Origin of the sequence: Cylindrospermopsis curvispora GIHE-G1, assembly GCF_014489415.1 — a bacterium.
Taxonomy (GTDB): domain Bacteria; phylum Cyanobacteriota; class Cyanobacteriia; order Cyanobacteriales; family Nostocaceae; genus Raphidiopsis; species Raphidiopsis curvispora_A.
Map to the genome: position 1 here is coordinate 2,628,679 of NZ_CP060822.1, position 24,216 is coordinate 2,652,894.

Consider the following 24,216-nt stretch of genomic DNA (forward strand, 5'->3'; position numbering starts at 1 on the left):
CTGTTTTTTTACAATTGAGACTTAGGAACTGATTAAGTTTTCACAAAATTAAAGGATAGCGGGTAAGTGGGTGGGTGGAATTAAATATAAGATGAACGTAGGATGGGTTGAAGGATGAAACCCAACGCCCCCATTGGTTTCGTTTCTCACCCATCCTACAAATAATTGTGCCTCCCTACTTAGATAATAGCCCGCCATCTAATTTGACTATCTTTGCTCAAACAAAAAGAAATTATTTCTCAGTCAATCATGAACAAGTTATATAATACCTGAACGAAGGGTTTTGAGAATCTTACTAATTTTGAGAAAGTCTCGGTTACGTGATAGCTTAATAATAGTTGGATCGTCACTTTCTAGGACAATTTTATTATAGATATTGATTGCCTCTGTCAAGTTGTTAGAATCCAAAATTAAGGCTATTTCACCTGCAGCGAGACTATCTTGGGCTATAGTCACAGTAGGTTTGAAAATTTTTGTGCTCGCCACTAATTTTTCCGTATTTAAGTTGGTAGCGGAAAAATTGGTATTAGGAACACCCAACTGAGATAATACCCTGGAAAAAGAAACTATTAGCTGATCAGTATGCGCAGGGGAAACACCATCGGAAATTAAAGATGCTCTCAGGGATGAAAAAGTAATCGGTGACAGAGAATCACTACCGCTAGAAACTATTTGACCAATAGCATTTCTTAACTCCCGTAAGTTATTGGTAGAAACTATAACGGTAATGTTATCGGAACCTGTAGATCCACCACCACTCATGGATCCTGCTGTCCCTAAACTGGGAGCAGAAATGCCATTAGAACCTGTAGATCCACCACCGCTCATGGATCCTGCTGTCCCTAAACTGGGAGCAGAAATGGGATTGTTATCAGAACCCGTAGCTCCACCACCGCTTACAGATCCTGCTGTCCCTAAACTGGGAGAACTGACTTGAGCCCGACCTGTTAATTGGGTAGAAAGCACTATAAATGGTGTAAAAGTAAGAACAAAAATTACAGTTTTAAGGTTCAACATGATTAGTCTCCAAATTAAAAAGTTACAGCAATTTGCTTACGTAGCTATAGCTCTACTTACTTACCGACAAAATTGAAACCATAACCGACCGTGAGAACAAGTATCCTACCACCCACACTGTTATCAGTAAGATCTGCACCCTGAGCTGTGATTGCAAAGGGAATACTGGCTAGGGGAACTACGGATATACCAGCATTTAGACCCACACCGCTCCAACCTATACCCATACCTATTTGGGGGTGAACCTGCACACCAAAACCCGCAAATACTCCCGTAGTATCTTTACCCTGTCGGAAGTCACCACCTCCTGCTCCCAAGGAAAAAGAAAGGGCCATAGGATTAACAGGGTTATCAGGTTGTAAAAAAGAATAACTGGTTACCACACCGTAAACACCAGACGGTCTTATACCTTCAGTACCATACTGAGCAAAAGTTCTCCAACCAGCAGCAACACCTATAGCATGGTTTGTTTTTCTGTAGACAATGCGATGAGCTTTTAGGTCAAAGGTACCATTGTAACCAAAATTTTTGACACTCCCGTTGTTAAATGCTAGTTCTAAACCAATCAGGTTATAAGGATCGCCTAATCCAAAACCAGCAGTCATGCTCCCATCTGGATTACCATCACGACTTTTACCTGGTGTTGCAGCACCCGCTCCTATAAATATGTCACCCCAACTAGCACCAAAAGCACTGGGAGCACCAAAACTCAGTCCGGGTGTATAGGTTCGAGAGCTTTTCTGTTGTGATGTTTGTTTTTTGGGAACTGGTTCAGGTCTGGGAATTGTAGGGAGGACTGGTTCAATTAATAGGTCTCGACCCAATTTTTCTGCATTCTGAACAATCTCCATTTTCTCGTCTATCTTTTGTTCAGCATCTACCTGTTGGGCGATAGTTTGAGATTGGATGGGTAAGGGTTGATTAGCCCTTTTTTGACCAGTCTCTCTCAAACTATCAATAAATTCGGTAGTATGGTTTACCTTTATAGATTCTTCATTTGATGGGTCTATTTTTTTGTTCAATAATCCTTGATTATTCTCGCTTATGGAATCATTTGCTGAAACTGCTTTAATCCCAACAGATGTGGAAAAGAAGAGGAAACTTAATAAGTTTAGGGATAACAAACAGAGCCAATAATTAACCATTATTCTGGCTAATCGGTACTTGTACACAATATTTCTCATTAGGTTTTATAGAAGTTAATTATTGAGAAAATAGATTTTTATTCTAGTCTCATTCAGGAGATAGTTTCGATAAATTTCAATGAATTATGGCTGATATATTATGAAGAGATGCTAAATTTATCACCATGTTTATTGATAATGATATTTTTATATAAAATTTACTATATATTATTTGCAAAAAAGTGGGTTTCTAGTAAACTGGCTATTGCTTCTGGTTCTAGCTTACTATATTGTTCCTTTCCCAACATTAATATACAATTGGGAGCTGTACTACAAGTTTTCTGGCAATTGGTATGTTCAATTTTAACTTTATCTAATAAACCGCGATCGCACAGGGTTTTTTCTAGGTTGGCCAATAAAGATTTGCCTCCATGTTTGAGACATCCAGATTTTTGACAAACCATAATTTTAGCGTTATTTTCCTTTGATGAATAATCTCTAGGACAAAATCCTACAGACCTAACTCCATAAGCTGTAAGTTTAATTTTACCCTTGATCCGATTTAATTTCTTTACCACACTCACACAAATTTGTTCCCCAGTTAACAAATTCCTCAAAGAGCAACGTAAATATTTGGGAATCTTAATTTTTACATCTTGGGTAGAAGTTTTTAAATACAAGTGTTTGTATTTTATTTTACACTTACCCCCATCACTTCCCCGTGAACTAAAACCTAAAAATTGTCCCTCTATATTCAATTGTGATAAGGTTAGATACTTTTTACCCATGTTAATTACATAAATTAAGTTACTCAAGATATAGATACCTGCATTATTATATAATTCAGGTATCTTTTTGTGTCAGGTTAGTGTAGAAGTTTAGCTTCTACGGTTTGAGGCAAATTTTCTCGTGGGGGAATTTGACTAAATTCTAATTGCCAACCATTAGCTAAAGTAAGAACCTTGCCTGCTTCACTATCTGTTTGTTTAACAACTTCTTCTTCTAAGTCCTTTTTGGCGACATAGACAACTAAAGTTCCAGCATCATTTACCCGTAGCATTACTTTCATAAGATATTTCCTCAGCGGATTCTAGTTCTCTTTTGCGACAACCGATAATGTACCCCGTATCTAAGAAATGCACAGCATATATATAATATGCCTGTAGAAAAGTTCCTATACTCGCCACATAACCCACGTCTCCGATCCTGGCTAAAACTTCTCCAATTTCTCGACCAGGAAAAGTACCATCATTTTTAATCAGTTTTTTGACCCGTACTTTTTGCCCAATTTCAAACACAGGTGGAGAGTTTAATTCTATTTCTTCCTGTTGCATTAACACCTCTATTAGCTTAAATTTTTCTTCTTATTTTTTTTCCTATTTAAAGGTATTAATTTCCTTATAGACTTTTCCTATAGTATTGATTTAATCCTAAGACTAGATTACCACTCGTCTGGTAGTGCAAATTTCCTATATACCTCCGGGTTTTTGACTATACTATGACGATCAATCCCTGACCAGCCATCACGAGTATTTTTACTCATTGTGTTTTTACCTACTATGGCCTTCCAAGGTGGAACATTGGATCCGACTGCATTAGCGACTAATTGAGATAGCTCCGAAAAGTTATCTGTGTTTATTCCTAAATCAACTCCATATATGTATTTTAAAGCCATAATAACCTCTTCTAAAGCTGCGTTCCCCGCTCTTTCACCCAGTCCATTAACGGTAGTATTTACAGACAGGGCACCACCCCTAATAGCAGCAATAGCATTAGCAGTAGCGAGTCCAAAATCGTTATGGGTATGAATTTCTATGGGAATTGATAATCGAGAGACTAGTCGTTTAATTTTTAGGTGGGTTCTAAAGGGTTCTAACACACCCACCGTATCGCAAAAGCGAAATCTTGATGCACCCCATTCTTGAGCATACAAAGCAACATCTTCCAGAAAACCTTCATCTGCTCTGGAACAGTCTTCTCCTCCCACTCCTACCCAAAGATTGTGATCCAGTGCAAAGTGAATACAGTCTTGCAGTCTTTGTAAACTAACTCGCCATTGTCCATGGAATTTGGTAGCAATTTGGATTCCAGAAACGGGAATAGCGATGTGTATTCTTTTGATCCCACAGGAGAGAGAAGCTTTAATATCTGAAATAACTGCTCGGTTCCAAGCTAGTAATTTGGCATTTAGATCTAAATCATTAATAGCTCTAATGGCATTAATTTGTTCTTCCCCCATAGCAGGTATACCTACTTCTAATTCTGGAATACCAATGGCATCCAAAAATTGGGCGATCGCCACTTTTTCTTTGAGTGTAAAAGTAACTCTTGCCGCTTGTTCACCATCACGTAATGTAGTATCGTTAATATTAATTTTACCCATCACAAATATTCCTCTAGGGGATTTTTATGGAGACTAACTGGTTTACATAGCAGTGATTAAAGTCACTTATTTATGTTTGATTATGCCTCAATTTTTGCACCATATCTGTATGCTAAACCACCAAATTTAGATATAAACTAAGATGGTTTGTTAGTGGGTTGATCAGAATCTTTTATGAATAATCTATGACTAATATAGCTATTAGTCATTCCCGTAATCACCAAAATAGTTAATCCAGCAATTAAAGTAGTAATCATGGTATGTACCTTTTAGAGTTGGGGATAGAAATTGATTAAACATTTTCCGCTAACCAATCAAAAATCCTTTCTAGTTGTTTTAGATCTATTAGTCCATATTGCCAAAGCAACATGGGAATTGGTGCTTCATCAAACTTACGGTGTCGTAGAGCGACAGCAATATCAGCTTGGGAAAGTTCTAACTCATAATAGAGAAATTGGAGCAGCTTCTTGTCCCTCTTGCAGTTAACCATAGAATTAGTAAGGTATAAAAAGTATTACGAATATCAGCAATAGCTATTAACAACAACTAGTGATTGTAACCGCAATACCAACAAGTTTCCAACCATTCTACTAGTTCCTCCCGGGATCCCAAAAATTGCAGAATGGTGTTTTGCACAATCACTGCTTCCCTGATGCTGTTTACTTGTACTCGCAATGAACCATCAAGTTCAAAATTACAAGCAATCATTAATTCTTGTAACCGATCAAGTATTTCTGAGCGATCGCTCAAAGGAACCTCCAAAAATTGTTCACCCAAAGCCAAAAAGTTACCATGAAAGGACATAAGTTACTCTTGATAATAAATTAGATAGTCCACACCAAATCTATTTTTCCAGCTTGGTCAAGGAATTTGGTGCATGTTCTGCTTATAGCAGTTGACCTTCAACCCAAAAAAATTGTGCATAGGGATTAAATTTATTGAATTTATTGAGATTGTACTCACTGGGTTTAAAACTATAGTCAGTACAATCTTAATATTTTTTTTGGGTGATAGGGACTAGTTTTTTATGAAGGGGGCACTAGTATTTATCAGTTAGGGTTTGAGTTTTATACTACTCTATTAAATCCCTGACTTTATGGGGTACCACAAAGTTCTAGTCAAAGCTATATTAACTGTACTCACTATTGGGACTATGAAGTAAAATACTATGAACGTGATTATAATAGGGGCAAAATCTATGTATTGACTTTTACTATTAACAGTTTAGATTTCTGATCGCTAAAAAACCAATTTCTTTATTTTCTTTTAATTATCTAAAAAATCTCCTCGGAGTAAACTTGGTTTTTTTAGGACAATACTCAGAACAGTCTATAGCTGCTTCCGTAAGGACTATATCTGGTTTTACTGCGCACTTGAGATAATGGTTATTAGAAAAGAATTTACAGTTTTTACAGGGGACTTGACTGACTCCCTTGACAGTCAATGACACTCTTTCCTCCAAAGCAGAGCGAATTTTTTGGAGTATTAATAAAAATACTGCCCAGACAATTACAAAGCCCAAGGGACTTAAACTAATAGCTATATCAGAAATACTGAGCCACTGGCTCATATCTTGTTTTTGACCACTTTCTTGGACACCTTCCCTTTGTTTGAGGTAATCAAATTTCTGATTTATTGTCACAGTTTCCACCTGAGTTTGTAATATACTTTTTGTATACATATCATTTACCTTTGGTGATAGCGTTGGTGATCTTGAGAGAGTTTTGTATAATTTCCAAAGTTATTTTCATGTTTTGATATAACCCAAATGCAGGTTTTTAAAAACCTCATAAGAATTTTCTTAATTTCATAATTATTTTTCAATCATCTTTTCAATTATATGTTTAGCATAATAAAAGTTTACCTATATCTTTCGATAGGTTTGATTGTAAATATCAAAATCTCTATCTCAAGAAATAACTTACTCCTCAAATAACCCAACTAAATTCCCACCTGCAACGAAGTGAGGTGGGAACTATCGGACTATATAAATGCTTAATTATTTGATAGACGTGCTTTTACATCCGTTGCAAAGTCTTCATATCTTCTCAAAGGAGTGACTTGTACATGGACATTTTGACCCATTTTTTTCATAATGGGTAAATCCAAGAGGATTTGATCCAGAGTATCGGGTGTGGGAACATCTACAATGGCGATTACCCGACGAGTTCCCACACACTTCCATAGATCCACTACCACTCCCGCTTGTTTAGCTTGTAGTGCGGTATCTGCTTCTTCGCTCCAGATATTAAACAGCTCCCCCTGTGTCATATTTGGGTATTCAACATGAAAATCCAAATGGTATAACATATCGCTCCTGTATAATTGGACTTGTGCTATTATAACAAAAATAGTTGCTACGTAGCGCAGGATATTTTTTAACTGTTTTTTGACCAAACTTATGGATTTAAGTGGGCAAAACCTAACAAATTTTGTTAAAATGTTATTGTTATAAAAACTAATGACCATTAGGAATCAAATTCATGCCGGAAATTACCAGATTTTACGGAATTATCATTAAACTGTTTTTTGCAGATTATCCTCCTGCTCATTTTCATGCAATTTATGGTGAGTATGAAATTTGGACTAATGGTCAACACTGTAGCCAAAACCTTGAACCGTAAGTTAAATTCTACCCAGAGATAGAACAGGTTTTTCAATTGGGTGGGATTCCCTCCTCCTCAACAGGACGAATGATTGCTGGAGCTGGTGTAACTTCTGCTCTAAATATTGCTTCCAATGCTGTTTCTAAACTTTGTGCCATGATAATACGGTTCTCATAAGCTACAATCACTCTAGCTAATGTTGGCAAACTATTTTGAGTTGCTTCCAAATAAATTGGCTCTACGTACAATAAGGATTGCTCAATGGGAATAATAAGAAGATTACCCTGTACTGCTTTCGATCCCTGACGATTCCATAGGGAAATTTGCTGAGAAATGACCGGATCCTGATTAATCCTAGCTTCTATTTGTTCTGGACCATAAATCAACCTTTCTTTGGGAAAATTGTACAATAGTAGCTTACCGTAGTTCTCACCGTCAGAACGTGCTGCTAACCAGGCAATTAAGTTTGTTCTTTGCTTTGGCGTGTAGGGGAGCAGTAAGATAAACTCTTCAAAGGGAACACTAGGTAAACTAGTTATCAAATAATAGGGTTCAACTTGACGGGACTCTCCGCTATAGATTTCATTGGGAATTTGCCATTGGTCTTCCCGGTTATAAAACACTTGGGGATTGATCACATGATATGTCATTAATCGTTCCGATTGTATTTTAAACAAGTCCACTGGATAGCGAACATGACTGCGGAGATTTTCAGGCATATTTATCAAAGGTTGGAACATTTTAGGGAAGATTTTTGACCAGGAAATAATTAAAGGATCCTCTGGTTTAGCCATATAAAATCTTACCGTACCATTATAAGCGTCAATGATAACTTTTACCGAATTACGAATGTAGTTAATACCATTTTCATTGCGATCTGAGTAAGGGTAACTACTGCTATTAGTATAGCCATCAATTATCCAATAAAGATAGTTTTTCCCAGCTTTAATTTGTTTATCTTTATCATTAAAATTACCATCTGCTGCTACTAAATAGGGTTCGCTATCAAATTGTAAAAAAGGAGCGATCGCCTGAATTCTTTGACTAATATTACGCCTAAACAATATCTTAGTTTCTGGTAAAAAATCCCGTGTAAAAATCATTGGCCAATCTTTGAAATACATGGCAAATAACCAACGTTTCCATCCAGATCCAATTTGAATTCCTCCTCGACCATCGTAGGTATTATAAACATTATCTGCACCGCTAGGATAATCTAATTCTTTAACCCTAGTTCCGGTCATGACATGAGTATTAGAAATTTCTCCATAATAAATTCGTGGCTCACCAATAGGTATACTCTGATCAATAGCTGTATTAGCTGTAGTTAGTGCCTTACCATTACCACTGATATCTTTAACAAAGTATTCTGGCAAACCTCCAGGTGCAGCTGTATTGACAGGACTAACTGTAAATCCATAACCATGGGTGTAGACTAAACTGCGATTAACCCAAGTTTGTGCTTGTGAGGGAACAGCATCATAATCTAATTCTCGTGCAGCAATTAGGACTTGACGTTTTTCTGGAACTGTCTGTGGTTGTGTTTGAGTTTCTGTGCTAATTTCTCTTTTAATCATGTAGCGGTCAACATCCGCGTCAGGAAACCGGTAATAGGGACGAATTTGCTGTAATTGACGATTAGTTTTTAAAAGTGGTTCTTGATCCCATAGTCGAATATTCCTAATAGTTAAATCATTAGCCTTTAGATCAGACCTAGTCAGGTTTTCTTGGGGGTTAAAGGTTTGAGCGTCAATGGAGTCTAAATCAAATGCTTGACGGGTAAGAGCAATAGTACGTTCTATATAAGGTTTTTCTCTTTCCAACTCATTGGGTTGTACTACCAGATACTGCATGACATTGGGTATCATCCAGTCAGTGAGGATTATTAATCCTACATAAATCCCTAACCCATAAATTCCCCATTGATGATGGGGAGATTTGCGATGCCAAAATAAACTTTGCCATAATAGGTAAAACGCTAGAATCACCGCGCCCACACAAAGTGTGGTATTAGCTGGTAACTGAAAATGAACATCGGTAAAACTGGCGCCAAAACTCACTCCCCGGGGTGAATAAACTAGCTGATAGCGCGCTAACCAATAACTGAAACCTACTACCAGCATCATTCCGCCAGCTAGGGTGAATAAATGACGTTTCTGTTTGGGTGCAAACCCAGGAAATATACCCTGACTAAGACTATTGCCTGATTGTAAATAGGTAAGAGTAACTGATATAATTGCATATATACATAATCCTAAAAACCAAAAACAGAGAATTTCTGCTACTGGTAAAGAAAATACGTAAAAGCTGACATCTTTGCCAAATAAAGGTTCTGTTTGATTAAAATTTGTAGGATAAAAGTATAATAAAATTGTATTCCATCTTTGACATACTAACCAGCCAAAACCACAACTGATAATTATGGCGATCGCCCACAGCAAAAATTCCCCATACACTAAAATAGCTATCCCTATGCCTAATGCCAATATAAAATACCTAAACTGAGATATTATCTTGATTAAGATTTGGGGAATTATTTCAGATCTAAATATAATTGTTGAATCGTACAAATCATCAATTCCAGTACCTGGGTTTTGCCAATAGCTGATGACGAATTGCCCATACCAGATTAATATTATTCCTATTAATAAGCTCAAACCCAAGCTCAATGGTAATAGCCAAATAAATTTAATGGGTGGGGTTCCAGTTTCTATGTTTTCTGGTTGATATATTTGGGGATATTGGGGACTCAGAAAATTTTTGATTCTGCTGCTTAACTTATTTTTTTCTGTAATTGCTGGATCTATCTTCAACCCTTGAGGATATTGCCATTTTTTCGCTAGGGAAAGGTTTCCCCAGAAATAAATTATGCTGATCCCAGTAACAATCACCCAGATCATACCCTGAGTTATTAGTCGCATCAGTAAGTTTGGTAAATAACCCACTTCCTGAAACCAAAAAATTTCTGCTCCTAAGGAGCACGCCAAGTCTAAACTTAGCCACAACCCCAAAGCACCAATAATAAATTTAACGCACCACTTCCAAAACATCTATTTTTTGGGAAAAACTCTTTATACCTACATTTTACTTCTGGTTTTTAAAAACTTTACACATTCTCCCAAAAAGTTTTGGGGAATCTCTATACTCTCACCCCAGTGTTGATGTATATAGGAAGCGTGCACATTGGCTAGATTCCATCCTTCCCATCCCATATTTTCCTCACAGTCATAACGGAAAGTATTAAATAAGGGACATGTGGTTTCACTATTTAAACAAGAACGATGAAACTCATGTCCATAAATGTTTTTTCCTGCATGGTGTAAAAAACTGTTTTCTAAAACTACTGCGCGACGATAACCTAGAGTTAGTTTTTTATCCATTTTCGCCGATGCTGGTATTATTCCTACCATAGGCCAGGGTTGATTATCAAAGTCAATAATGCTTTCACATAAATACATTAAACCTCCACATTCTGCGATGGTTGGTATTCCAGATAAGATTATATTTTTCACCTGACCCATCACCTGAATATTCCCAGCCAGATCTTGGGCAAATACTTCGGGAAAACCACCCCCAAAATACATCCCCTGAATGTTTTTAGGTAATTGATCATCATTGGTAGGACTCCAAAATACTAATTCTGCTCCCAGTTCCTGTAATAGGTCCAGGTTGTCTTGATAATAAAAGTTAAAGGCTTTGTCCCGGGCTACCGCAATTCTAATTCTATAACCTGATTGTTGAATATTAACCCCCATACTAACTTCGGTTAACCCGGCTAATTTAGGTTCCTTGAGCTGATTCACCCGCAACAGTGGTAATAATAATTCCCAATCAAAACAATTATCTCCTAACTTTGCCAACTGGTCAATCACCCTGTCTAGGGCGGTTAATTCTCCTGTGGGCACTAAACCCAAATGACGATCAGGAATGCTTATATTATCTTCCCTTTTTAGTACACCAACAATAGGTAAACCAAGATTTTTGAGAGAACTTTTTAATAAAGATAAATGGCGATCGCTCCCCACCCTATTCAATACCAATCCAGCAATTTTTATTCTGGGATCTAAATAACAGTAACCATGAGCAATAGCAGCTACAGAACCAGACAGACGACCACAGTCAATCACTAATATGACGGGAACATCTAATAATCTAGCTACATGAGCGGTACTGGCAAAATCCACCGGGTAATTAATCTTATCACTGTTATTATCAATAATTAGTGACGAAGCACCTACACCGTCGAACAAACCCATTACTCCTTCAATCAAAGCGTATTCAGATTTATTACTGTGAAGTTTAAAACATTTCTTAATATACCGCTCAGAGGTCAAAACCGCATCTAAATTACGACAGGGTTGATTGGTTACATACTGATGAAACATAGGATCAATATAATCCGGACCAACCTTAAAAGATTGAACACTAACTCCCTGACGACATAGGGATGATAAAAGTGAGAGTGTTACAGTAGTTTTACCCACCCCACTCCGCTCTCCAGCGATAATCACGGTCATGAATTTTGATGACTAATAATCCAAGGTCTCTAAATTATAATACCAATATCATTAAACTAATAAACTAATAACCACCTTATTAACATATGTACCTATACCTAATCCGTCATGGTATTGCTGAAGAACATCAATCAGATATTAAAGACGAAGAGCGATCGCTCACTACAGAAGGTAGAAAGAAAACGGAAAAAATTGCCCAAAGACTAATCCAACTCAAATTTAAATTCGATTTAATCTTAACTAGTCCTTTAGTTCGCGCCAAACAAACGGCAGAAATACTTATGCAAGCTGGACTGGGTTCCCAATTAGAAACTTCATTACATTTGAGCTGGGAAGGGAATGTTCACAGTTGGATACAAGAATGGTTAGAACCGAGAAGACATGATCAAAAATATGACCAGCAAACTCATTTAGCATTAGTGGGACATGAACCATGTTTAAGCAGTTGGGCGGAAATTCTTATCTGGGGAGAAGCAAAAGAAAAACTCATCCTCAAAAAAGCAGGTATGATAGGAATAGAGGTGCCAGATAATGGCTCTATAGTGGGTCGTAGTCAAATGTTTTGGTTGACACCCCCGAAATACCTGCTATAACAGTTTTTTTGAGCTTTCGCATACAATGGTTGTTAAATCAACAACTATTAACTGTGAGGGGGATCCCTGGTAAGTTAGCTTGTTGCTGATATTTCATAAGGTAAATGGTGTAGCCATGACGGTGTGCGAGTATAAGCCAGGTTTAGAAGGAATTCCTGCAGCCCAGTCTAGTATTAGTCATGTGGACGGGCAAAAGGGAATTTTAGAGTATCGTGGCATTAGAATTGAGGAACTGGCAGCTAAAAGTACCTTCTTAGAGACTGCCTATCTCCTCATCTGGGGCAAACTACCCACTAAAGAGGAACTAGTAGACTTTGAAAAGGAAATTGTCAGCCATAGACGGATAAAATACCGTATTCGAGATATGATGAAATGCTTTCCTGAAAGCGGACATCCAATGGATGCCTTACAAGCTTCAGCAGCAGCATTAGGATTATTCTATTCTCGTCGAGATCTCCATAATCCGGTATACATCCGAGATGCAGTAGTGCGGTTAATAGCCACAATCCCTACCATGGTAGCGGCATTTCAACTAATGCGCAAGGGCAATGATCCAGTCAAACCTAGGGATGATCTAAATTATGCTGCCAACTTCTTGTACATGCTCAATGAAAAAGAGCCTGATCCCTTAGCGGCAAGAATTTTCGATGTTTGCTTAATTCTTCATGTTGAGCATACCATGAACGCATCTACTTTTAGTGCACGAGTCACAGCTTCCACACTAACTGATCCCTATGCTGTTGTAGCCAGTGCGGTAGGTACTTTGGGTGGACCATTACATGGGGGTGCTAATGAAGAAGTTATACAGATGTTAGAAGAAATTGGCTCTGTAGATAATGTTGCACCCTATTTAGAAGAACGTCTGCAAAAAAAAGCCAAAATTATGGGCTTCGGACATCGTGTCTACAAAGTTAAAGACCCCAGAGCCACAATTCTACAAGACTTGGCCCTACAACTATTCGATAAGTTTGGATCTGACAAATATTATGCTATTGCTCAGGAAGTAGAAAGAATCATGACCGAGAAAGTTGGCAATAAGGGAATATATCCTAACGTTGACTTTTATTCCGGTCTAGTCTACAGAAAGATGGGCATTCCGACAGACTTATTTACGCCCGTATTTGCGATCGCTCGTGTTGCTGGTTGGTTAGCCCACTGGAAAGAACAACTAGAAGAAAATCGCATTTTCCGTCCCACCCAGGTTTATAACGGTCTACATGGAATAGCTTACACTGCTATAGATCAGCGTTAATGGCGAGGGGGGGAAATAAAACTTTGTTCCCCCCTTAGAACCAATCTCAATCATAAGTAGAAGTTGTTATCTGGGATCAATTGACGAAACCCATCTAAAGATATACTAGACTCAGTAATTGGCAACAAGTCTGCCATTAGCCACCATCTCAGTTGAGATGATATACCAGTAAATTTACCTTTATTAATTTACCTAATATTCGTAGATTTACGATGAGTTGACGACTACAAAGAGTAGCAAAAATGAATGCAGGAATAGACCTCCAAGGAACTTTTATTCAATCGGTGAAGGATTTAGGAATCCCAGCCGGGGTAGCCAAAGCTATTTGGATGCCATTGCCGATGATCTTAATGTTGATTGGGGCCACAGTAGGCGTGTTAGTTGCTACTTGGCTAGAGCGGAAGATATCCGCTGCTGTACAGCAAAGAATTGGTCCAGAATATCAAGGTCCATTTGGTTTGCTAGTACCTGTAGCCGATGGTCTAAAACTGATATTTAAAGAAGACATAGTACCAGCTAAAGCGGATGCCTGGTTATTCACATTAGGACCGATTATTGTAGTAATCCCGGTATTTTTGTCATTTTTGATAGTACCGTTTGGGGAAAATATCGTTATCACTAATGTGGGCCTAGGTGTGTTTTTATGGATTGCCCTATCAAGTATTCAACCCATAGGGTTATTAATGGCTGGTTACGCATCTAATAACAAATACTCCTTGTTGGGGGGACTGCGAGCAGCAGCACAGTCGATCAGTTATGAAATACCCCTAGCATTGAGCGTTTTGGCCATAGCCATGATGTCCAATAGCTTAAGTACAATTGATATAGTCAACCAACAATCTCACCTGGGGATTTTAGGTTGGAACGTTTGGAGACAACCACTGGGTTTTATCATCTTTTGGATTGCAGCTTTGGCGGAATGCGAACGTTTACCCTTTGACCTACCAGAAGCAGAGGAAGAACTAGTAGCTGGATATCAAACCGAATATGCGGGAATGAAATTCGGTTTGTTTTACCTAGGTTCCTACATTAACCTCATCCTCTCCGCCCTACTAGTAGCAATTTTGTACTTGGGAGGTTGGCATTTACCTATACCAGTTAGCCTCCTAGGTCAATGGTTAGGACTGAGTGAAACCAGCTCGATTTTACAAGTCATCACAGCGGCTTTAGGTATTACCATGACAGTATTAAAAGCTTACTTTTTGGTATTCCTAGCCATTTTAATTCGCTGGACAGTGCCCAGGGTAAGAATTGACCAGTTATTAGATTTGGGGTGGAAATTTCTACTGCCAATTGGATTAGTCAACCTGCTGTTAACCGCAGCCCTAAAATTAGCCTTTCCCAGTGTTTTCGGTGGTTAAGAGCAATAATTCCTGAACGCCAATCATCATTAAAGGACTACAGAAGAGATAAACCATGCTAAAGTTCCTCAAACAAGTTGGTGATTACGCCAAAGAAGCAGTACAATCGGCCCGTTATATCGGACAGGGTTTAGCAGTAACCTTTGATCACATGCAGCGGCGTCCTGTTACTGTACAATATCCCTACGAAAAATTGATTCCTGGTGAGCGGTTTCGCGGTAGAATCCACTATGAATTTGATAAATGCATTGCCTGTGAGGTTTGTGTCAGGGTTTGTCCCATTAACCTACCAGTGGTGGACTGGGAAATGGACAAAGCTACCAAGAAGAAAAAGCTTAAACACTACAGCATAGACTTTGGAGTTTGTATTTTCTGTGGCAATTGTGTAGAATACTGTCCTACTAATTGTTTGTCCATGACAGAAGAATATGAATTAGCCACCTACGATCGCCACGAACTCAACTATGACAATGTTGCGCTTGGAAGATTACCCTACAAAGTCACCAATGACCCCATGGTGACACCGCTGCGGGAACTAGTTTACCTACCCAAGGGAGTCACCGAACCCCATGGAGTCCCTGCTGATGCTCCCCGTGCTGGTTCCTTTCCGCAAGACCTAGTGGAAAGTGGTCGTGAGTAATTGGTTATTTGTCAAATATCAAAAGGATCGAAAACAGTGAATTTAGGCGAAGGAGTACAATCGGTTTCATTTGGCATATTGGGTGCAATGATGATTGGTGCAGCACTGGGTGTAGTGCTGTTCTCTAATATTGTTTATTCTGCTTTTTTGCTAGGTGGTGTGTTTATCAGCATGGCTGGACTATACCTATTGCTCAATGGCGATTTTGTGGCAGCAGCCCAGGTGTTGATATATGTAGGGGCTATTAACGTCCTCATATTGTTTGCTATTATGTTAGTAAACAAGCGTCAAGACTTTGCCGCCCTACCTAGTGCTGGTTTACGAAAAATAGTCACAGGTGTGGTTAGCTTGGGACTATTTGCCCTTTTAAGCGCCATGGTGTTAGCAACACCCTGGGGTAACACCACCACACCACCAGCAACCCAAAATTCCGTAGTTGTAATAGGTGTTCACCTATTTAGTGACTTCCTGCTACCCTTTGAATTGGCTTCAATCTTATTATTGATAGCCATGGTGGGGGCAATTATTCTAGCTCGACGGGAATACCTACCAGATCAGGTTACCCCATCTGAGCTACCACAAACCATCCTCACCTTGCCAGAGCGTCCCAGAGAATTGGTATCTACTACTGGTAATCAGGAATAAATTTCCATCAGCAATTGGTCAATCATGCAACTTCAATACTTTTTACTACTTGCAGCAGCTTTGTTTTGTATTGGCATTTATGGCTTAATTACCAGTCGTAACGCCGTTCGGGTACTTATGTCCATTGAATTGTTGTTAAATGCCGTGAATCTAAATTTAATGGCATTTTCCAATTTCCTGGATTCAACTTTAATTAAAGGCCAGGTATTCACAGTTTTTGTGATTACCGTAGCAGCTGCAGAAGCAGCGGTAGGTTTAGCAATAGTTTTAACTATTTACCGTAACCGTAATACCGTTGATATGGAGCAGTTTAACCTACTCAAGTGGTAACATTGCGTGCAACTCAAGCAGGTAATCATTGCTTACAAAGCACGGGACTCTCAAAGTAAACGTTGGGCAGAACTCTGTGCAAAACAACTAGAGAAGCGTCATTGTCAAGTTTTGGTTGGACCAAGTGGACCTAAAGATAACCCCTATCCCGTATTTTTAGCCTCCGCCACCCAACCTATTGACCTGGCTCTAGTATTGGGTGGAGATGGCACAGTTTTAACTAGTGCTAGACATTTGGCTCCAGCTGGTATCCCCATTTTAGGGGTAAATGTGGGTGGTCATCTGGGGTTTTTAACTGAGTCCACGGATGAGTTTCAGGAACCGGAACAAGTTTGGGATCGACTATTAGAGGATCGCTATGCCCTACAAAGACGGATGATGTTACAAGCAGCTGTTTATGAGGGACCTAGGATTAATCTGGAACCGGTGACTGAAAAATTCCTCGCATTAAATGAGTTTTGTATTAAACCCGCTTCTGCGGATAGGATGATAACCTCAATTCTAGAAATGGAAATTGATGGAGAAGTGGTTGATCAGTATGTGGGAGATGGATTAATTGTTTCTACCCCCACTGGGTCTACTGGTTATACGGTTTCTGCCAATGGTCCAATTATGCACGATGGCATGGAGGCTATTACCGTTACCCCCATTTGTCCTATGAGTCTTTCCAGTCGTCCCTTAGTGTTACCACCTGGTTCCGTGGTCAGTGTTTGGCCCCTAGGTGATTATGATTTAAGCACAAAGTTGTGGATGGATGGAGTCTTATCCACTTCTATTTGGCCCGGTCATCGTGTGGATGTGCGCATGACTGACTGTCGGGCTAAGTTTATTATCTTGCGGGCCAATAATTCTTATTATCAGACCCTGCGGGAGAAGTTACTTTGGGCTGGTACTAGGGTTCACTACTCTAATAACCATCGTAATTAGATGGGGAAAAACATTTGGAAAAAGCTCTAAATTAATCCCAATTCCCTCTGTAGTAAATTCACTGATTGTAGAGCAATATAATTTGCACAGCGAATTAGTTTGGGAGGGCGAATGATATCTTCTGCTATGCCCTGTACTACCGTTTGTACACCAGAATGACTTGTGGCGTCAGTACAAAAAATCACCTCGCATCGCTTGGCGATCGCATTTAACTTATAAGCATCCTTGGGTTGGGCGGTCATGACTAGTAAATCATCACCACGTAACCCATGTAGTATTACTTCTGTAGCTCTTAGAATACCGGGACTAAGACTAACTATACCGACACAACTGGATCTAGGGAGGTTTTTAACTACATTTAGTTCTTTATTATAGTCATGAATATCAAGAGGAATAACACGCACTGCTTTGGGAGCAGCAATTGCTTCCACATCCCCTATAAAGTATCTACTTGTCACCAAGGTAGCGGAGGTAGTTTCTTCTAGGACTGCGGCCAATTCTTCCATGGCCACTAGCTCTACGGGAATTTCTAGGGACTCTTCCAATTCGTCAACCATTAATTGTCCAACCCCAATATCCTGTAATGGTACTGCTACCAAAACCCTAGCACTGCATCGCAGACGCCAATCTACCTCAGCTAAGAATAGCTCTCTAGCTTGATTGAGGGAACAACCTTGATTGAGTAGTTCGTCTAGGGTTTGTTGGATGGATTTAAATGCTTGGGGATATTGTTGCAAAATTGGTAGTTGTAAACGACTACCAGTTTCGTGGCCTTGAACCCGAACATAAATTCCTGAACCTGCTAAACTCTCGACAAATCCTTCTTCCTCCAATTGACGATACACTTTGCTAATTGTATTGCGGTGCAGTCCCGTTTGTATAGCTAAGGCTCTGGTGCTGGGTAGTTTGTAACCAGAACCATACTGTCCACAGGCGATCGCAAAGCGAATTTGATTAAATAATTGACTAGAAGCGGGAATTTCACTGTCTGGCTGAATACGGAATTGAATCATTACCAATTCTCCTGATGACTGTAGCTGTTGTTAACAGTCTTGAACTTTGTATATCTACTTTCTATCTGTTACTTGTTTAAGATAGCAATGTCAGAACTTAGTTAGAATATTCTTCAAATCAATTCATCTACTTTTTGCATTCCCTTATATTTTTTTGATCATGACGGAAAATTATCCTCGAGCGATAAATGCCAAAAAAGTTCAAATTCACGGTCTAGACGGTTCCATAGATGGTTATTTGGCAGAACCCGTAGCAACTGGTATCTATCCAGGAATTGTGGTTTTGCAAGAGATATTTGGCGTAAATGAACATATTCGCGATGTCACTGAACGAATTGCCAGGTTAGGGTATGTGGCCATCGCCCCTGCTCTTTTTCAACGCCAAGCACCAGGATTTGAAGCAGGATACAGCCCAGATGAAATTGAGATCGGTAGAAAATATGCTTGGTCACAAACTAAAGCTACAGAGCTACTGGGTGATATAGGAGCCAGCATTAATTATCTCAAAACCTTGGAGAACGTGCAACCAGCTAATTTTGGTTGTATAGGATTTTGCTTTGGGGGACATGTAGCCTATTTAGCAGCAACTCTCCCGGATATTAAGGCTACAGCCTCCTTTTATGGGGCTGGAATCCCTACCCGCACCCCCGGAGGTAATCACCCTACTCTACTCCGTACATCGGAAATTTCTGGCACTATTTATCTGTTTTTTGGCATGGAAGATGCTAGTATACCCCAGGAACAGGTAGATGAAATTGAGGATACTTTAAAAAAACACCGCGTTCCCCATCGGATCTTTCGCTACGATGGAGCTAATCACGGATTTTTTTGCGATCACCGCGCCAGTTATAATGTTAAAGCTGCTGCTGAAGCTTGGGAACAAGTTCAACAACTGTTTAGCCTACTGGTGACAACTAATGATTGATCAATAACAAACTATCTGGAAATTGTCTACCATTAATCCATTAAATATCTTGCCCTCATCTTCAAAAATCATGACTTCTCCATCCGAATCTTCTCAAATAGCTACCTCATCTTTTTCCATGGATGATTTTGCTAAGGCTTTAGAAAAACACGATTACCAATTTCAAAAAGGACAAATTGTACGCGGTAAAGTATTTCAACTTGACCATGACGGAGCCTATGTTGATATTGGCGGTAAATCATCAGCATTCCTTCCCCGAGATGAAGCTTCTTTGAGAACAGTCACGGATTTATCGGAAATTCTTCCCCTAAATGAGGAGATGGAGTTTTTGATTGTTCGTGAGCAAGATGCGGAAGGTCAAGTTACTATTTCCCGTAGACAGCTGGAAATTCAGCACATTTGGGAAAAAGTTGCTCAAATGCAAGAAAATTCCCAAAGCATCCCCGTAAGAGTTATTGGTGTGAATAAGGGTGGTGTGAATGTGGAGGTTCTTTCCCTACGCGGTTTTATCCCCAAATCCCACTTGCTGGAACGGGAAAATCTAGAAGCTCTCAAGGGACAAACCCTTACTGTTGGTTTTTTAGAGGTAAACCGCGCTAACAAGAAGCTAATTCTTTCTCAACGATTGGCAACTCGTTCCAGTAACCTCAGTTTATTACAGACTGATCAGTTGGTCACTGGTAAGGTCACTGGGATTAAGCCATTTGGTGTGTTTGTTGATTTGGACGGGGTGAGCGCCCTACTCCATATCAAGCAAGTTAGTCAGAAATTTACTGAGTCTTTGGAAAAGGTCTTCCAAATCGGTCAGGAAATTAAGGGTATTGTTATTGATATAGATGAAAGTAAGGGGAGAGTTGCTATTTCTACCAGAAAATTGGAAAACTATCCCGGTGAGGTGTTGGAAAATTTAGCAGAAGTTATGAATTCTGCTGATGCTCGCGCTAATAGGGTCAATAGCAGTCCCGAATAGCTCATTCATTGATTGACAATAAACCAGGGGGAGGAGTAATTTCAATCCGTCTATTGGCTAAATCTACCACGGGGACAATTTCCATCACAAAGGGAATTAAAACCGTCTTTCCCCCTAAGTTTTTATTCCAAGATGGATCACATTTTACCTCCAATAAGTCGTGTCCAGAAGGTAATATATCCGTCACATCCCCTATCCTCTCCCCAGATTCTTGCATAAATACAGGTAGTCCTATCAAGTCTATAACGTGAAACTCTCCTGGACCTAATTCCGGGCGATCGCTTATTGGTACAAATAGTCTACCCTCCCTCAGGTTTTCTGCAGCAGTGCGATCGCCTATACCATGCAATTTAATTACATATAGATTTTTGCCTTCTACATACCGACCATGTAATAACTGTACCGGTTGAGGTGATGGTTCTCCCGGGAGCAATAACCAGCGAGTCCCCGGTTCTTCAAACCTTTCTGGAAAATCAGTCTGGGGATAAACCCGCATTTCCCCAGTTAACCCTTGAGGTGCAACGATTTTACCAATCTCGATCCAATCATCTAGGTTGGGGAATGGGAAACTCTGATTTGTTTCCCCCTTTTTTTGATCTCCAATTTCTTGTTTTCTGTTTTTATTTTCCCGCTTCATTGTGATTCATTTAGTCTGAACACTATTGATGATAAACCTCTTGGGCAATCTTCGCCAAACGCTGCATACCAATACTAATTTCCTCATCAGTACCTGTCAAACTAATGCGTAGACATTGATGTTTGTGTTCCCAATTCTCCTCTAACCCGGGAAAGAAACTACTACCTGGTACAACTATCACACCAACTTTCTTTAACTGTTGGTAAAATTCCCAGTCACTAATGGGTAATTCCTGTAGCCATAACCAGGCAAAAATCGCTCCCTCGCCCCGATGTAAAAACCATGGTAAATCCTTGGGCATTACCGCATCTAAAGTGCTTTCCAATACATCAAATTTATGCTGATAAAATGGTCTAATCACAGTTTCCGCAATATTTGCCAAGGCCCCCGATTCTATGGCACGGGTGGCGATCGCCTGACCATATCTAGAAGAATGAATACCAGCATTAGTTTGAAAACACTCTAAAACCTGTAATAATTTTTCCTCACCGATAGCCACCCCAATTCTTTCTCCTGGCAACCCAGCTTTTGATAAACTGATACAGTGGATAATATTTTCGCCAAATACGGGTTTCATCTCGGTAAAATTCAAAGCTGGGAAAGGGGGCGCATAGGCGGAATCTATGAAGACTGGTACATCATGGGGCGTGGCCAGGGCGGCAATTTTTTCCACCTCTTCATTGCTCAACACATTACCTGTGGGGTTACAGGGACGAGAAAAAATCACACAACCTGTTTCCTGAGTAATAGAAAGCTGGGTAAAATCAGGACGGTATTTAAAACGATGATTTACACCATCAACATCCAGAGCTGGTTTATAGGCAATTAAAGATTCTGGACAGATACTCACACCACCATATCCTGTATAATCTGGACTGAGGGGCAAAACAATTTTTTTCAATTTGCACTCCTCAGTATATCCACCGTAAGCATTAGCTGCATAGAAGTAAATAGTTTGACTACCAGCCGTGACTAAAATATTACGTTCTGTTAACTGCAAGCCATAACGCTGATTGAAATCCTTAACGATAGCAGCAATAAAGGGCGCGTAACCCTGAGAAGAACCATAGCGACAGACAACCTCCCCATACTCCGCACTGGACAGTAAATCTGCTGTGCAGTCTCGCCATAATTGCTCTACTTCTGGTAGTATCAAGGGATTGCCAGCACTGAGATTATATAATACCTGCCCTTGATTTGCTCTGAGTGTTTCATTTATATCTTTCATAATTGCTCTAACGCCAGTTAAGTTAGACATTTGAGCGCCAATTTTAGTTAGGGCAGGTTTGATCATAGTTGTTACAACAGTTACAAATTTTAGGGGTTGTAGGATGTAATATGGTATAACCATATCACATCCCAGCTAGTTTAACATTAAAAACAAAGCTCCACCCTGATTATGCTGTTAAAGCACCAGGAGTGGAGACCGAAAAAATTGACAGTTAGCCAGTGTAAATATGAGCTAATCTTAATCGTCGAATCATTTCTCGGCGTACTTCATTTTTAACCCGTTCACCACGTCGCCAATGTTCCAGCTGAATATTATCAACGTAGAACCTGACAGCAAATTCCATGGAAGATCCCTGAATATTGGTGATTTGTACTTGTGGTTCCTTCCAAGCTGTAGAAGACTCCTTAAAGCTGGATTCTAGCCATTCGGCAAAGTTTTCCACATAATTGTCCAATCGAGTTTCCTTAACTCCTGGATTAGAAATGATCTGAAATAGTTTATTCAGTTTAAGTTTGAGCAGGTCAATTTTCTGCTCCCATTCATCAGGTAAGATCTGACGGTCTTCCATAACTAAATCTGGATCTTCTAACCAAGTGCGATACCAGATTCTGACTAAAGAAATGAGGTTTGTTTTTTGGCTAGATTCCTCTTCTAACCTAGAGCGCTGTCGTTTACCCTTGCGCTCTGTTACAATTACCATACCCACCAGTTCCAAAATATCCATGTAAGTTTTTTGGAGAACTATTAATTCCTGTGACTCTAAACCACCTCTTTCCAGAACCTTAATTTCTTCCAGCAGTGTTTCAAATGCAGCACCAATCTTTTTCAACTGTAGGCTAATTTCTCTGTCTAATTCTAGACGGTTCCGCCCCGCTTCTTTTTTAGAAGGTTTGTTATCCTGAGCTTCCTTCAATCCATAAAATGAATCCAAGTATCTTAGCTTATCATCAAAATTGGCTATGGTGTCTGGATGTCCAATCACAATTTCCTTCAAGATATTGGTTGCTAAAGCAGAATCGGCATCAATTCTCACAGACACGGGAATTTTATAAGCATAGTGGGTTGTAGGACGACTCAAGTTAGTAATACTCTGATTGCTTAGAGTAGCATTAGGTACATACTTTTCGCAATGCTCTTCAATCAGATACAATTTGGTAACTCGAATACCGATTTCCTTGATAATTGCCAGGGAACCATCAAAAACAATCACATCTCCGAATTCAAATGGTGTGTCAATTAGCAAGACCAGACCACTGAAAAAATTGCTTAAAATGTCCCTGACTGCTAAACCTAATACCAAGGTAATACTACCCAAGGCTAATCCTATTCCCGATAGGTCTACACCCAGAACGGTAAAAAATAGGGAGAAGCCAATAATATAAGTCAGAACTGGGATGAAATTCTTCAAAAGGGGTACTAAAACATCATCCCAAACCGCTTCAGTTTGTCTAGCATAGGATTTTAAGTAGACAACCACCAATTCAGTGAGTATCTGAGTAATCCAATAGGTAAATGCGGCTATGAGAAAAGCTGTAGCAAATTTTTGGATCCATTCAATGATTTCCCCGGAACTGCTAAAATTGACTAGGGAAATTTTGAGACTAGACAATACCAAAACTGCGGACAGAGGAGCTTGAGAAAGACCGAGAACGAGAATCCATGTATCTTTTTCTAACTTACGGACAATAGGTCGCAGGACATAAAAAAGTCCCAGATAAATTGCTACGGAAATTCCCGCACACAAACCCAAAGTTAAAATGAACTTAGTCAATTGTGCACCTGTTGGCGGGATGAAAAGCTCGCCTAATAGATAGTTTGTCAGTGCAGAAGATGGTAACACTGTTGAAATGTGAGTCATTCTTGATTACTTTGTTTGGTGAGTTTCATCTATATATCTATATCAGTTTGCCTTGTGAGCAAGGTGGATGTAATCCCTGGAACCTATAATACTATGATCATTCAAGGGAATATTGATCGAAAATTAAGACTTTCTAATTTTTTCCTGACACTAAATGTGTGGTTAAGTAGGGAGGCACAATTATTTG

Annotated in this window: 24 protein-coding genes and 1 pseudogene; 9 read left to right on the forward strand and 16 right to left on the reverse strand. The window is 39.4% G+C overall.

Features of this window, described 5'->3' with window-relative positions; genetic code table 11:
- Positions 1-258: 258 nt before the first annotated feature.
- The 12 genes and pseudogenes from IAR63_RS11640 to IAR63_RS11695 all read right to left on the reverse strand — a co-directional run bounded on the left by IAR63_RS11640 (position 259) and on the right by IAR63_RS11695 (position 11,647).
- A complete protein-coding gene (locus IAR63_RS11640) occupies positions 259-1,017 on the reverse strand; it encodes a hypothetical protein (RefSeq protein WP_187705385.1) in 759 nt (252 codons plus the stop codon).
- A gap of 56 nt (positions 1,018-1,073) precedes the next feature.
- Positions 1,074-2,162: a hypothetical protein gene (locus IAR63_RS11645; RefSeq protein ID WP_187705386.1), complete on the reverse strand. Its 1,089-nt coding sequence runs from the start codon at positions 2,160-2,162 to the stop codon at positions 1,074-1,076.
- Between the two features lie 200 nt (positions 2,163-2,362).
- Entirely contained in the window at positions 2,363-2,929 is a 567-nt protein-coding gene (locus tag IAR63_RS11650) for a (2Fe-2S) ferredoxin domain-containing protein (RefSeq protein WP_187707452.1), read from the reverse strand.
- A 77-nt stretch (positions 2,930-3,006) separates the two neighbouring features.
- On the reverse strand, positions 3,007-3,210 hold the full coding sequence (nifT, locus tag IAR63_RS11655; RefSeq protein WP_006277798.1) for a putative nitrogen fixation protein NifT: 204 nt from the start codon (positions 3,208-3,210) through the stop codon (positions 3,007-3,009).
- Entirely contained in the window at positions 3,185-3,475 is a 291-nt protein-coding gene (locus IAR63_RS11660) for a nitrogen fixation protein NifZ (RefSeq protein WP_187705387.1), read from the reverse strand. The genes nifT and IAR63_RS11660 overlap by 26 nt, the downstream gene beginning before the upstream one ends.
- A gap of 113 nt (positions 3,476-3,588) precedes the next feature.
- Positions 3,589-4,524 (reverse strand): annotated as a pseudogene (gene aksA / locus IAR63_RS11665) (homoaconitate hydratase); the annotation flags it as partial.
- A 292-nt stretch (positions 4,525-4,816) separates the two neighbouring features.
- Positions 4,817-5,014, reverse strand: a complete 198-nt coding sequence (locus IAR63_RS11670) for a DUF2949 domain-containing protein (protein WP_187705389.1) — start codon at positions 5,012-5,014, stop codon at positions 4,817-4,819.
- 56 nt (positions 5,015-5,070) lie between these two features.
- Positions 5,071-5,328, reverse strand: coding sequence for an Asr1405/Asl0597 family protein (locus IAR63_RS11675; protein ID WP_187705390.1), 258 nt, complete (start codon positions 5,326-5,328; stop codon positions 5,071-5,073).
- 466 nt (positions 5,329-5,794) lie between these two features.
- Positions 5,795-6,205 (reverse strand): hypothetical protein, encoded by a 411-nt coding sequence (locus IAR63_RS11680; RefSeq protein ID WP_187705391.1) that lies wholly within the window; start codon positions 6,203-6,205, stop codon positions 5,795-5,797.
- 314 nt (positions 6,206-6,519) lie between these two features.
- Positions 6,520-6,795: a muconolactone Delta-isomerase gene (locus IAR63_RS11685; protein WP_235678253.1), complete on the reverse strand. Its 276-nt coding sequence runs from the start codon at positions 6,793-6,795 to the stop codon at positions 6,520-6,522.
- Between the two features lie 385 nt (positions 6,796-7,180).
- Positions 7,181-10,180 carry a UPF0182 family protein gene (locus IAR63_RS11690; RefSeq protein ID WP_187705392.1) on the reverse strand — a complete coding sequence of 1,000 codons (3,000 nt, stop codon included), beginning with the start codon at positions 10,178-10,180 and terminating at the stop codon, positions 7,181-7,183.
- Positions 10,181-10,207: 27 nt separating this feature from the next.
- Complete coding sequence (locus tag IAR63_RS11695; protein WP_187705393.1) at positions 10,208-11,647, reverse strand: cobyrinic acid a,c-diamide synthase CobB; 1,440 nt, start codon at positions 11,645-11,647, stop codon at positions 10,208-10,210.
- A gap of 86 nt (positions 11,648-11,733) precedes the next feature.
- Between IAR63_RS11695 and sixA the strand changes: the two genes are divergently transcribed.
- The 7 genes from sixA to IAR63_RS11730 all read left to right on the forward strand — a co-directional run bounded on the left by sixA (position 11,734) and on the right by IAR63_RS11730 (position 17,395).
- The gene (sixA, locus tag IAR63_RS11700) at positions 11,734-12,240 is read left to right on the forward strand and encodes a phosphohistidine phosphatase SixA (protein WP_187705394.1); all 507 of its coding nucleotides are present in this window, start codon (positions 11,734-11,736) and stop codon (positions 12,238-12,240) included.
- A 115-nt stretch (positions 12,241-12,355) separates the two neighbouring features.
- Positions 12,356-13,492, forward strand: coding sequence for a citrate synthase (locus tag IAR63_RS11705; RefSeq protein WP_187707453.1), 1,137 nt, complete (start codon positions 12,356-12,358; stop codon positions 13,490-13,492).
- 242 nt (positions 13,493-13,734) lie between these two features.
- Positions 13,735-14,853, forward strand: coding sequence for an NADH-quinone oxidoreductase subunit NuoH (gene nuoH, locus IAR63_RS11710; protein ID WP_187705395.1), 1,119 nt, complete (start codon positions 13,735-13,737; stop codon positions 14,851-14,853).
- A gap of 55 nt (positions 14,854-14,908) precedes the next feature.
- Positions 14,909-15,493, forward strand: a complete 585-nt coding sequence (ndhI, locus tag IAR63_RS11715; protein WP_187705396.1) for an NAD(P)H-quinone oxidoreductase subunit I — start codon at positions 14,909-14,911, stop codon at positions 15,491-15,493.
- A 36-nt stretch (positions 15,494-15,529) separates the two neighbouring features.
- Positions 15,530-16,138, forward strand: a complete 609-nt coding sequence (locus IAR63_RS11720; RefSeq protein WP_187705397.1) for an NADH-quinone oxidoreductase subunit J — start codon at positions 15,530-15,532, stop codon at positions 16,136-16,138.
- A 24-nt stretch (positions 16,139-16,162) separates the two neighbouring features.
- On the forward strand, positions 16,163-16,468 hold the full coding sequence (nuoK, locus tag IAR63_RS11725; protein WP_006277812.1) for an NADH-quinone oxidoreductase subunit NuoK: 306 nt from the start codon (positions 16,163-16,165) through the stop codon (positions 16,466-16,468).
- A 6-nt stretch (positions 16,469-16,474) separates the two neighbouring features.
- Entirely contained in the window at positions 16,475-17,395 is a 921-nt protein-coding gene (locus IAR63_RS11730) for an NAD(+) kinase (RefSeq protein ID WP_187705398.1), read from the forward strand.
- Positions 17,396-17,421: 26 nt separating this feature from the next.
- On the opposite strand, the gene IAR63_RS11735 is transcribed toward IAR63_RS11730, so the two are convergent.
- Complete coding sequence (locus IAR63_RS11735; RefSeq protein WP_057178971.1) at positions 17,422-18,408, reverse strand: GntR family transcriptional regulator; 987 nt, start codon at positions 18,406-18,408, stop codon at positions 17,422-17,424.
- Between the two features lie 160 nt (positions 18,409-18,568).
- Between IAR63_RS11735 and IAR63_RS11740 the strand changes: the two genes are divergently transcribed.
- A complete protein-coding gene (locus IAR63_RS11740; protein WP_187705399.1) occupies positions 18,569-19,333 on the forward strand; it encodes a dienelactone hydrolase family protein in 765 nt (254 codons plus the stop codon).
- 70 nt (positions 19,334-19,403) lie between these two features.
- A complete protein-coding gene (locus IAR63_RS11745) occupies positions 19,404-20,303 on the forward strand; it encodes a S1 RNA-binding domain-containing protein (protein WP_187705400.1) in 900 nt (299 codons plus the stop codon).
- Between the two features lies 1 nt (position 20,304).
- Here IAR63_RS11745 and rimM read toward each other — a convergent pair whose 3' ends face one another.
- The 3 genes from rimM to IAR63_RS11760 all read right to left on the reverse strand — a co-directional run bounded on the left by rimM (position 20,305) and on the right by IAR63_RS11760 (position 24,029).
- Complete coding sequence (gene rimM / locus IAR63_RS11750) at positions 20,305-20,940, reverse strand: ribosome maturation factor RimM (protein WP_187705401.1); 636 nt, start codon at positions 20,938-20,940, stop codon at positions 20,305-20,307.
- Between the two features lie 22 nt (positions 20,941-20,962).
- Positions 20,963-22,231 carry a valine--pyruvate transaminase gene (locus IAR63_RS11755; protein ID WP_187707454.1) on the reverse strand — a complete coding sequence of 423 codons (1,269 nt, stop codon included), beginning with the start codon at positions 22,229-22,231 and terminating at the stop codon, positions 20,963-20,965.
- A gap of 151 nt (positions 22,232-22,382) precedes the next feature.
- Positions 22,383-24,029: a mechanosensitive ion channel family protein gene (locus tag IAR63_RS11760; protein WP_187705402.1), complete on the reverse strand. Its 1,647-nt coding sequence runs from the start codon at positions 24,027-24,029 to the stop codon at positions 22,383-22,385.
- Positions 24,030-24,216 lie beyond the last annotated feature (187 nt).

Excerpts from the sequence above, each read along its gene's own strand:
- IAR63_RS11760 (WP_187705402.1), bottom strand. The coding sequence starts at position 24,029 with ATGACTCACATTTCAACAGTGTTACCATCTTCTGCACTGACAAACTAT.
- sixA (WP_187705394.1), top strand. The coding sequence starts at position 11,734 with ATGTACCTATACCTAATCCGTCATGGTATTGCTGAAGAACATCAATCA.
- rimM (WP_187705401.1), bottom strand. The coding sequence starts at position 20,940 with ATGAAGCGGGAAAATAAAAACAGAAAACAAGAAATTGGAGATCAAAAA.
- nuoH (WP_187705395.1), top strand. The coding sequence starts at position 13,735 with ATGAATGCAGGAATAGACCTCCAAGGAACTTTTATTCAATCGGTGAAG.
- IAR63_RS11705 (WP_187707453.1), top strand. The coding sequence starts at position 12,356 with ATGACGGTGTGCGAGTATAAGCCAGGTTTAGAAGGAATTCCTGCAGCC.
- IAR63_RS11650 (WP_187707452.1), bottom strand. The coding sequence starts at position 2,929 with ATGGGTAAAAAGTATCTAACCTTATCACAATTGAATATAGAGGGACAA.
- IAR63_RS11640 (WP_187705385.1), bottom strand. The coding sequence starts at position 1,017 with ATGTTGAACCTTAAAACTGTAATTTTTGTTCTTACTTTTACACCATTT.
- IAR63_RS11695 (WP_187705393.1), bottom strand. The coding sequence starts at position 11,647 with ATGACCGTGATTATCGCTGGAGAGCGGAGTGGGGTGGGTAAAACTACT.
- IAR63_RS11740 (WP_187705399.1), top strand. The coding sequence starts at position 18,569 with ATGACGGAAAATTATCCTCGAGCGATAAATGCCAAAAAAGTTCAAATT.
- IAR63_RS11735 (WP_057178971.1), bottom strand. The coding sequence starts at position 18,408 with ATGATTCAATTCCGTATTCAGCCAGACAGTGAAATTCCCGCTTCTAGT.
- IAR63_RS11685 (WP_235678253.1), bottom strand. The coding sequence starts at position 6,795 with ATGACACAGGGGGAGCTGTTTAATATCTGGAGCGAAGAAGCAGATACC.
- ndhI (WP_187705396.1), top strand. The coding sequence starts at position 14,909 with ATGCTAAAGTTCCTCAAACAAGTTGGTGATTACGCCAAAGAAGCAGTA.
- IAR63_RS11745 (WP_187705400.1), top strand. The coding sequence starts at position 19,404 with ATGACTTCTCCATCCGAATCTTCTCAAATAGCTACCTCATCTTTTTCC.
- IAR63_RS11675 (WP_187705390.1), bottom strand. The coding sequence starts at position 5,328 with ATGTCCTTTCATGGTAACTTTTTGGCTTTGGGTGAACAATTTTTGGAG.
- IAR63_RS11690 (WP_187705392.1), bottom strand. The coding sequence starts at position 10,180 with ATGTTTTGGAAGTGGTGCGTTAAATTTATTATTGGTGCTTTGGGGTTG.
- nifT (WP_006277798.1), bottom strand. The coding sequence starts at position 3,210 with ATGAAAGTAATGCTACGGGTAAATGATGCTGGAACTTTAGTTGTCTAT.
- IAR63_RS11670 (WP_187705389.1), bottom strand. The coding sequence starts at position 5,014 with ATGGTTAACTGCAAGAGGGACAAGAAGCTGCTCCAATTTCTCTATTAT.
- IAR63_RS11660 (WP_187705387.1), bottom strand. The coding sequence starts at position 3,475 with ATGCAACAGGAAGAAATAGAATTAAACTCTCCACCTGTGTTTGAAATT.
- IAR63_RS11645 (WP_187705386.1), bottom strand. The coding sequence starts at position 2,162 with ATGGTTAATTATTGGCTCTGTTTGTTATCCCTAAACTTATTAAGTTTC.
- IAR63_RS11680 (WP_187705391.1), bottom strand. The coding sequence starts at position 6,205 with ATGTATACAAAAAGTATATTACAAACTCAGGTGGAAACTGTGACAATA.
- nuoK (WP_006277812.1), top strand. The coding sequence starts at position 16,163 with ATGCAACTTCAATACTTTTTACTACTTGCAGCAGCTTTGTTTTGTATT.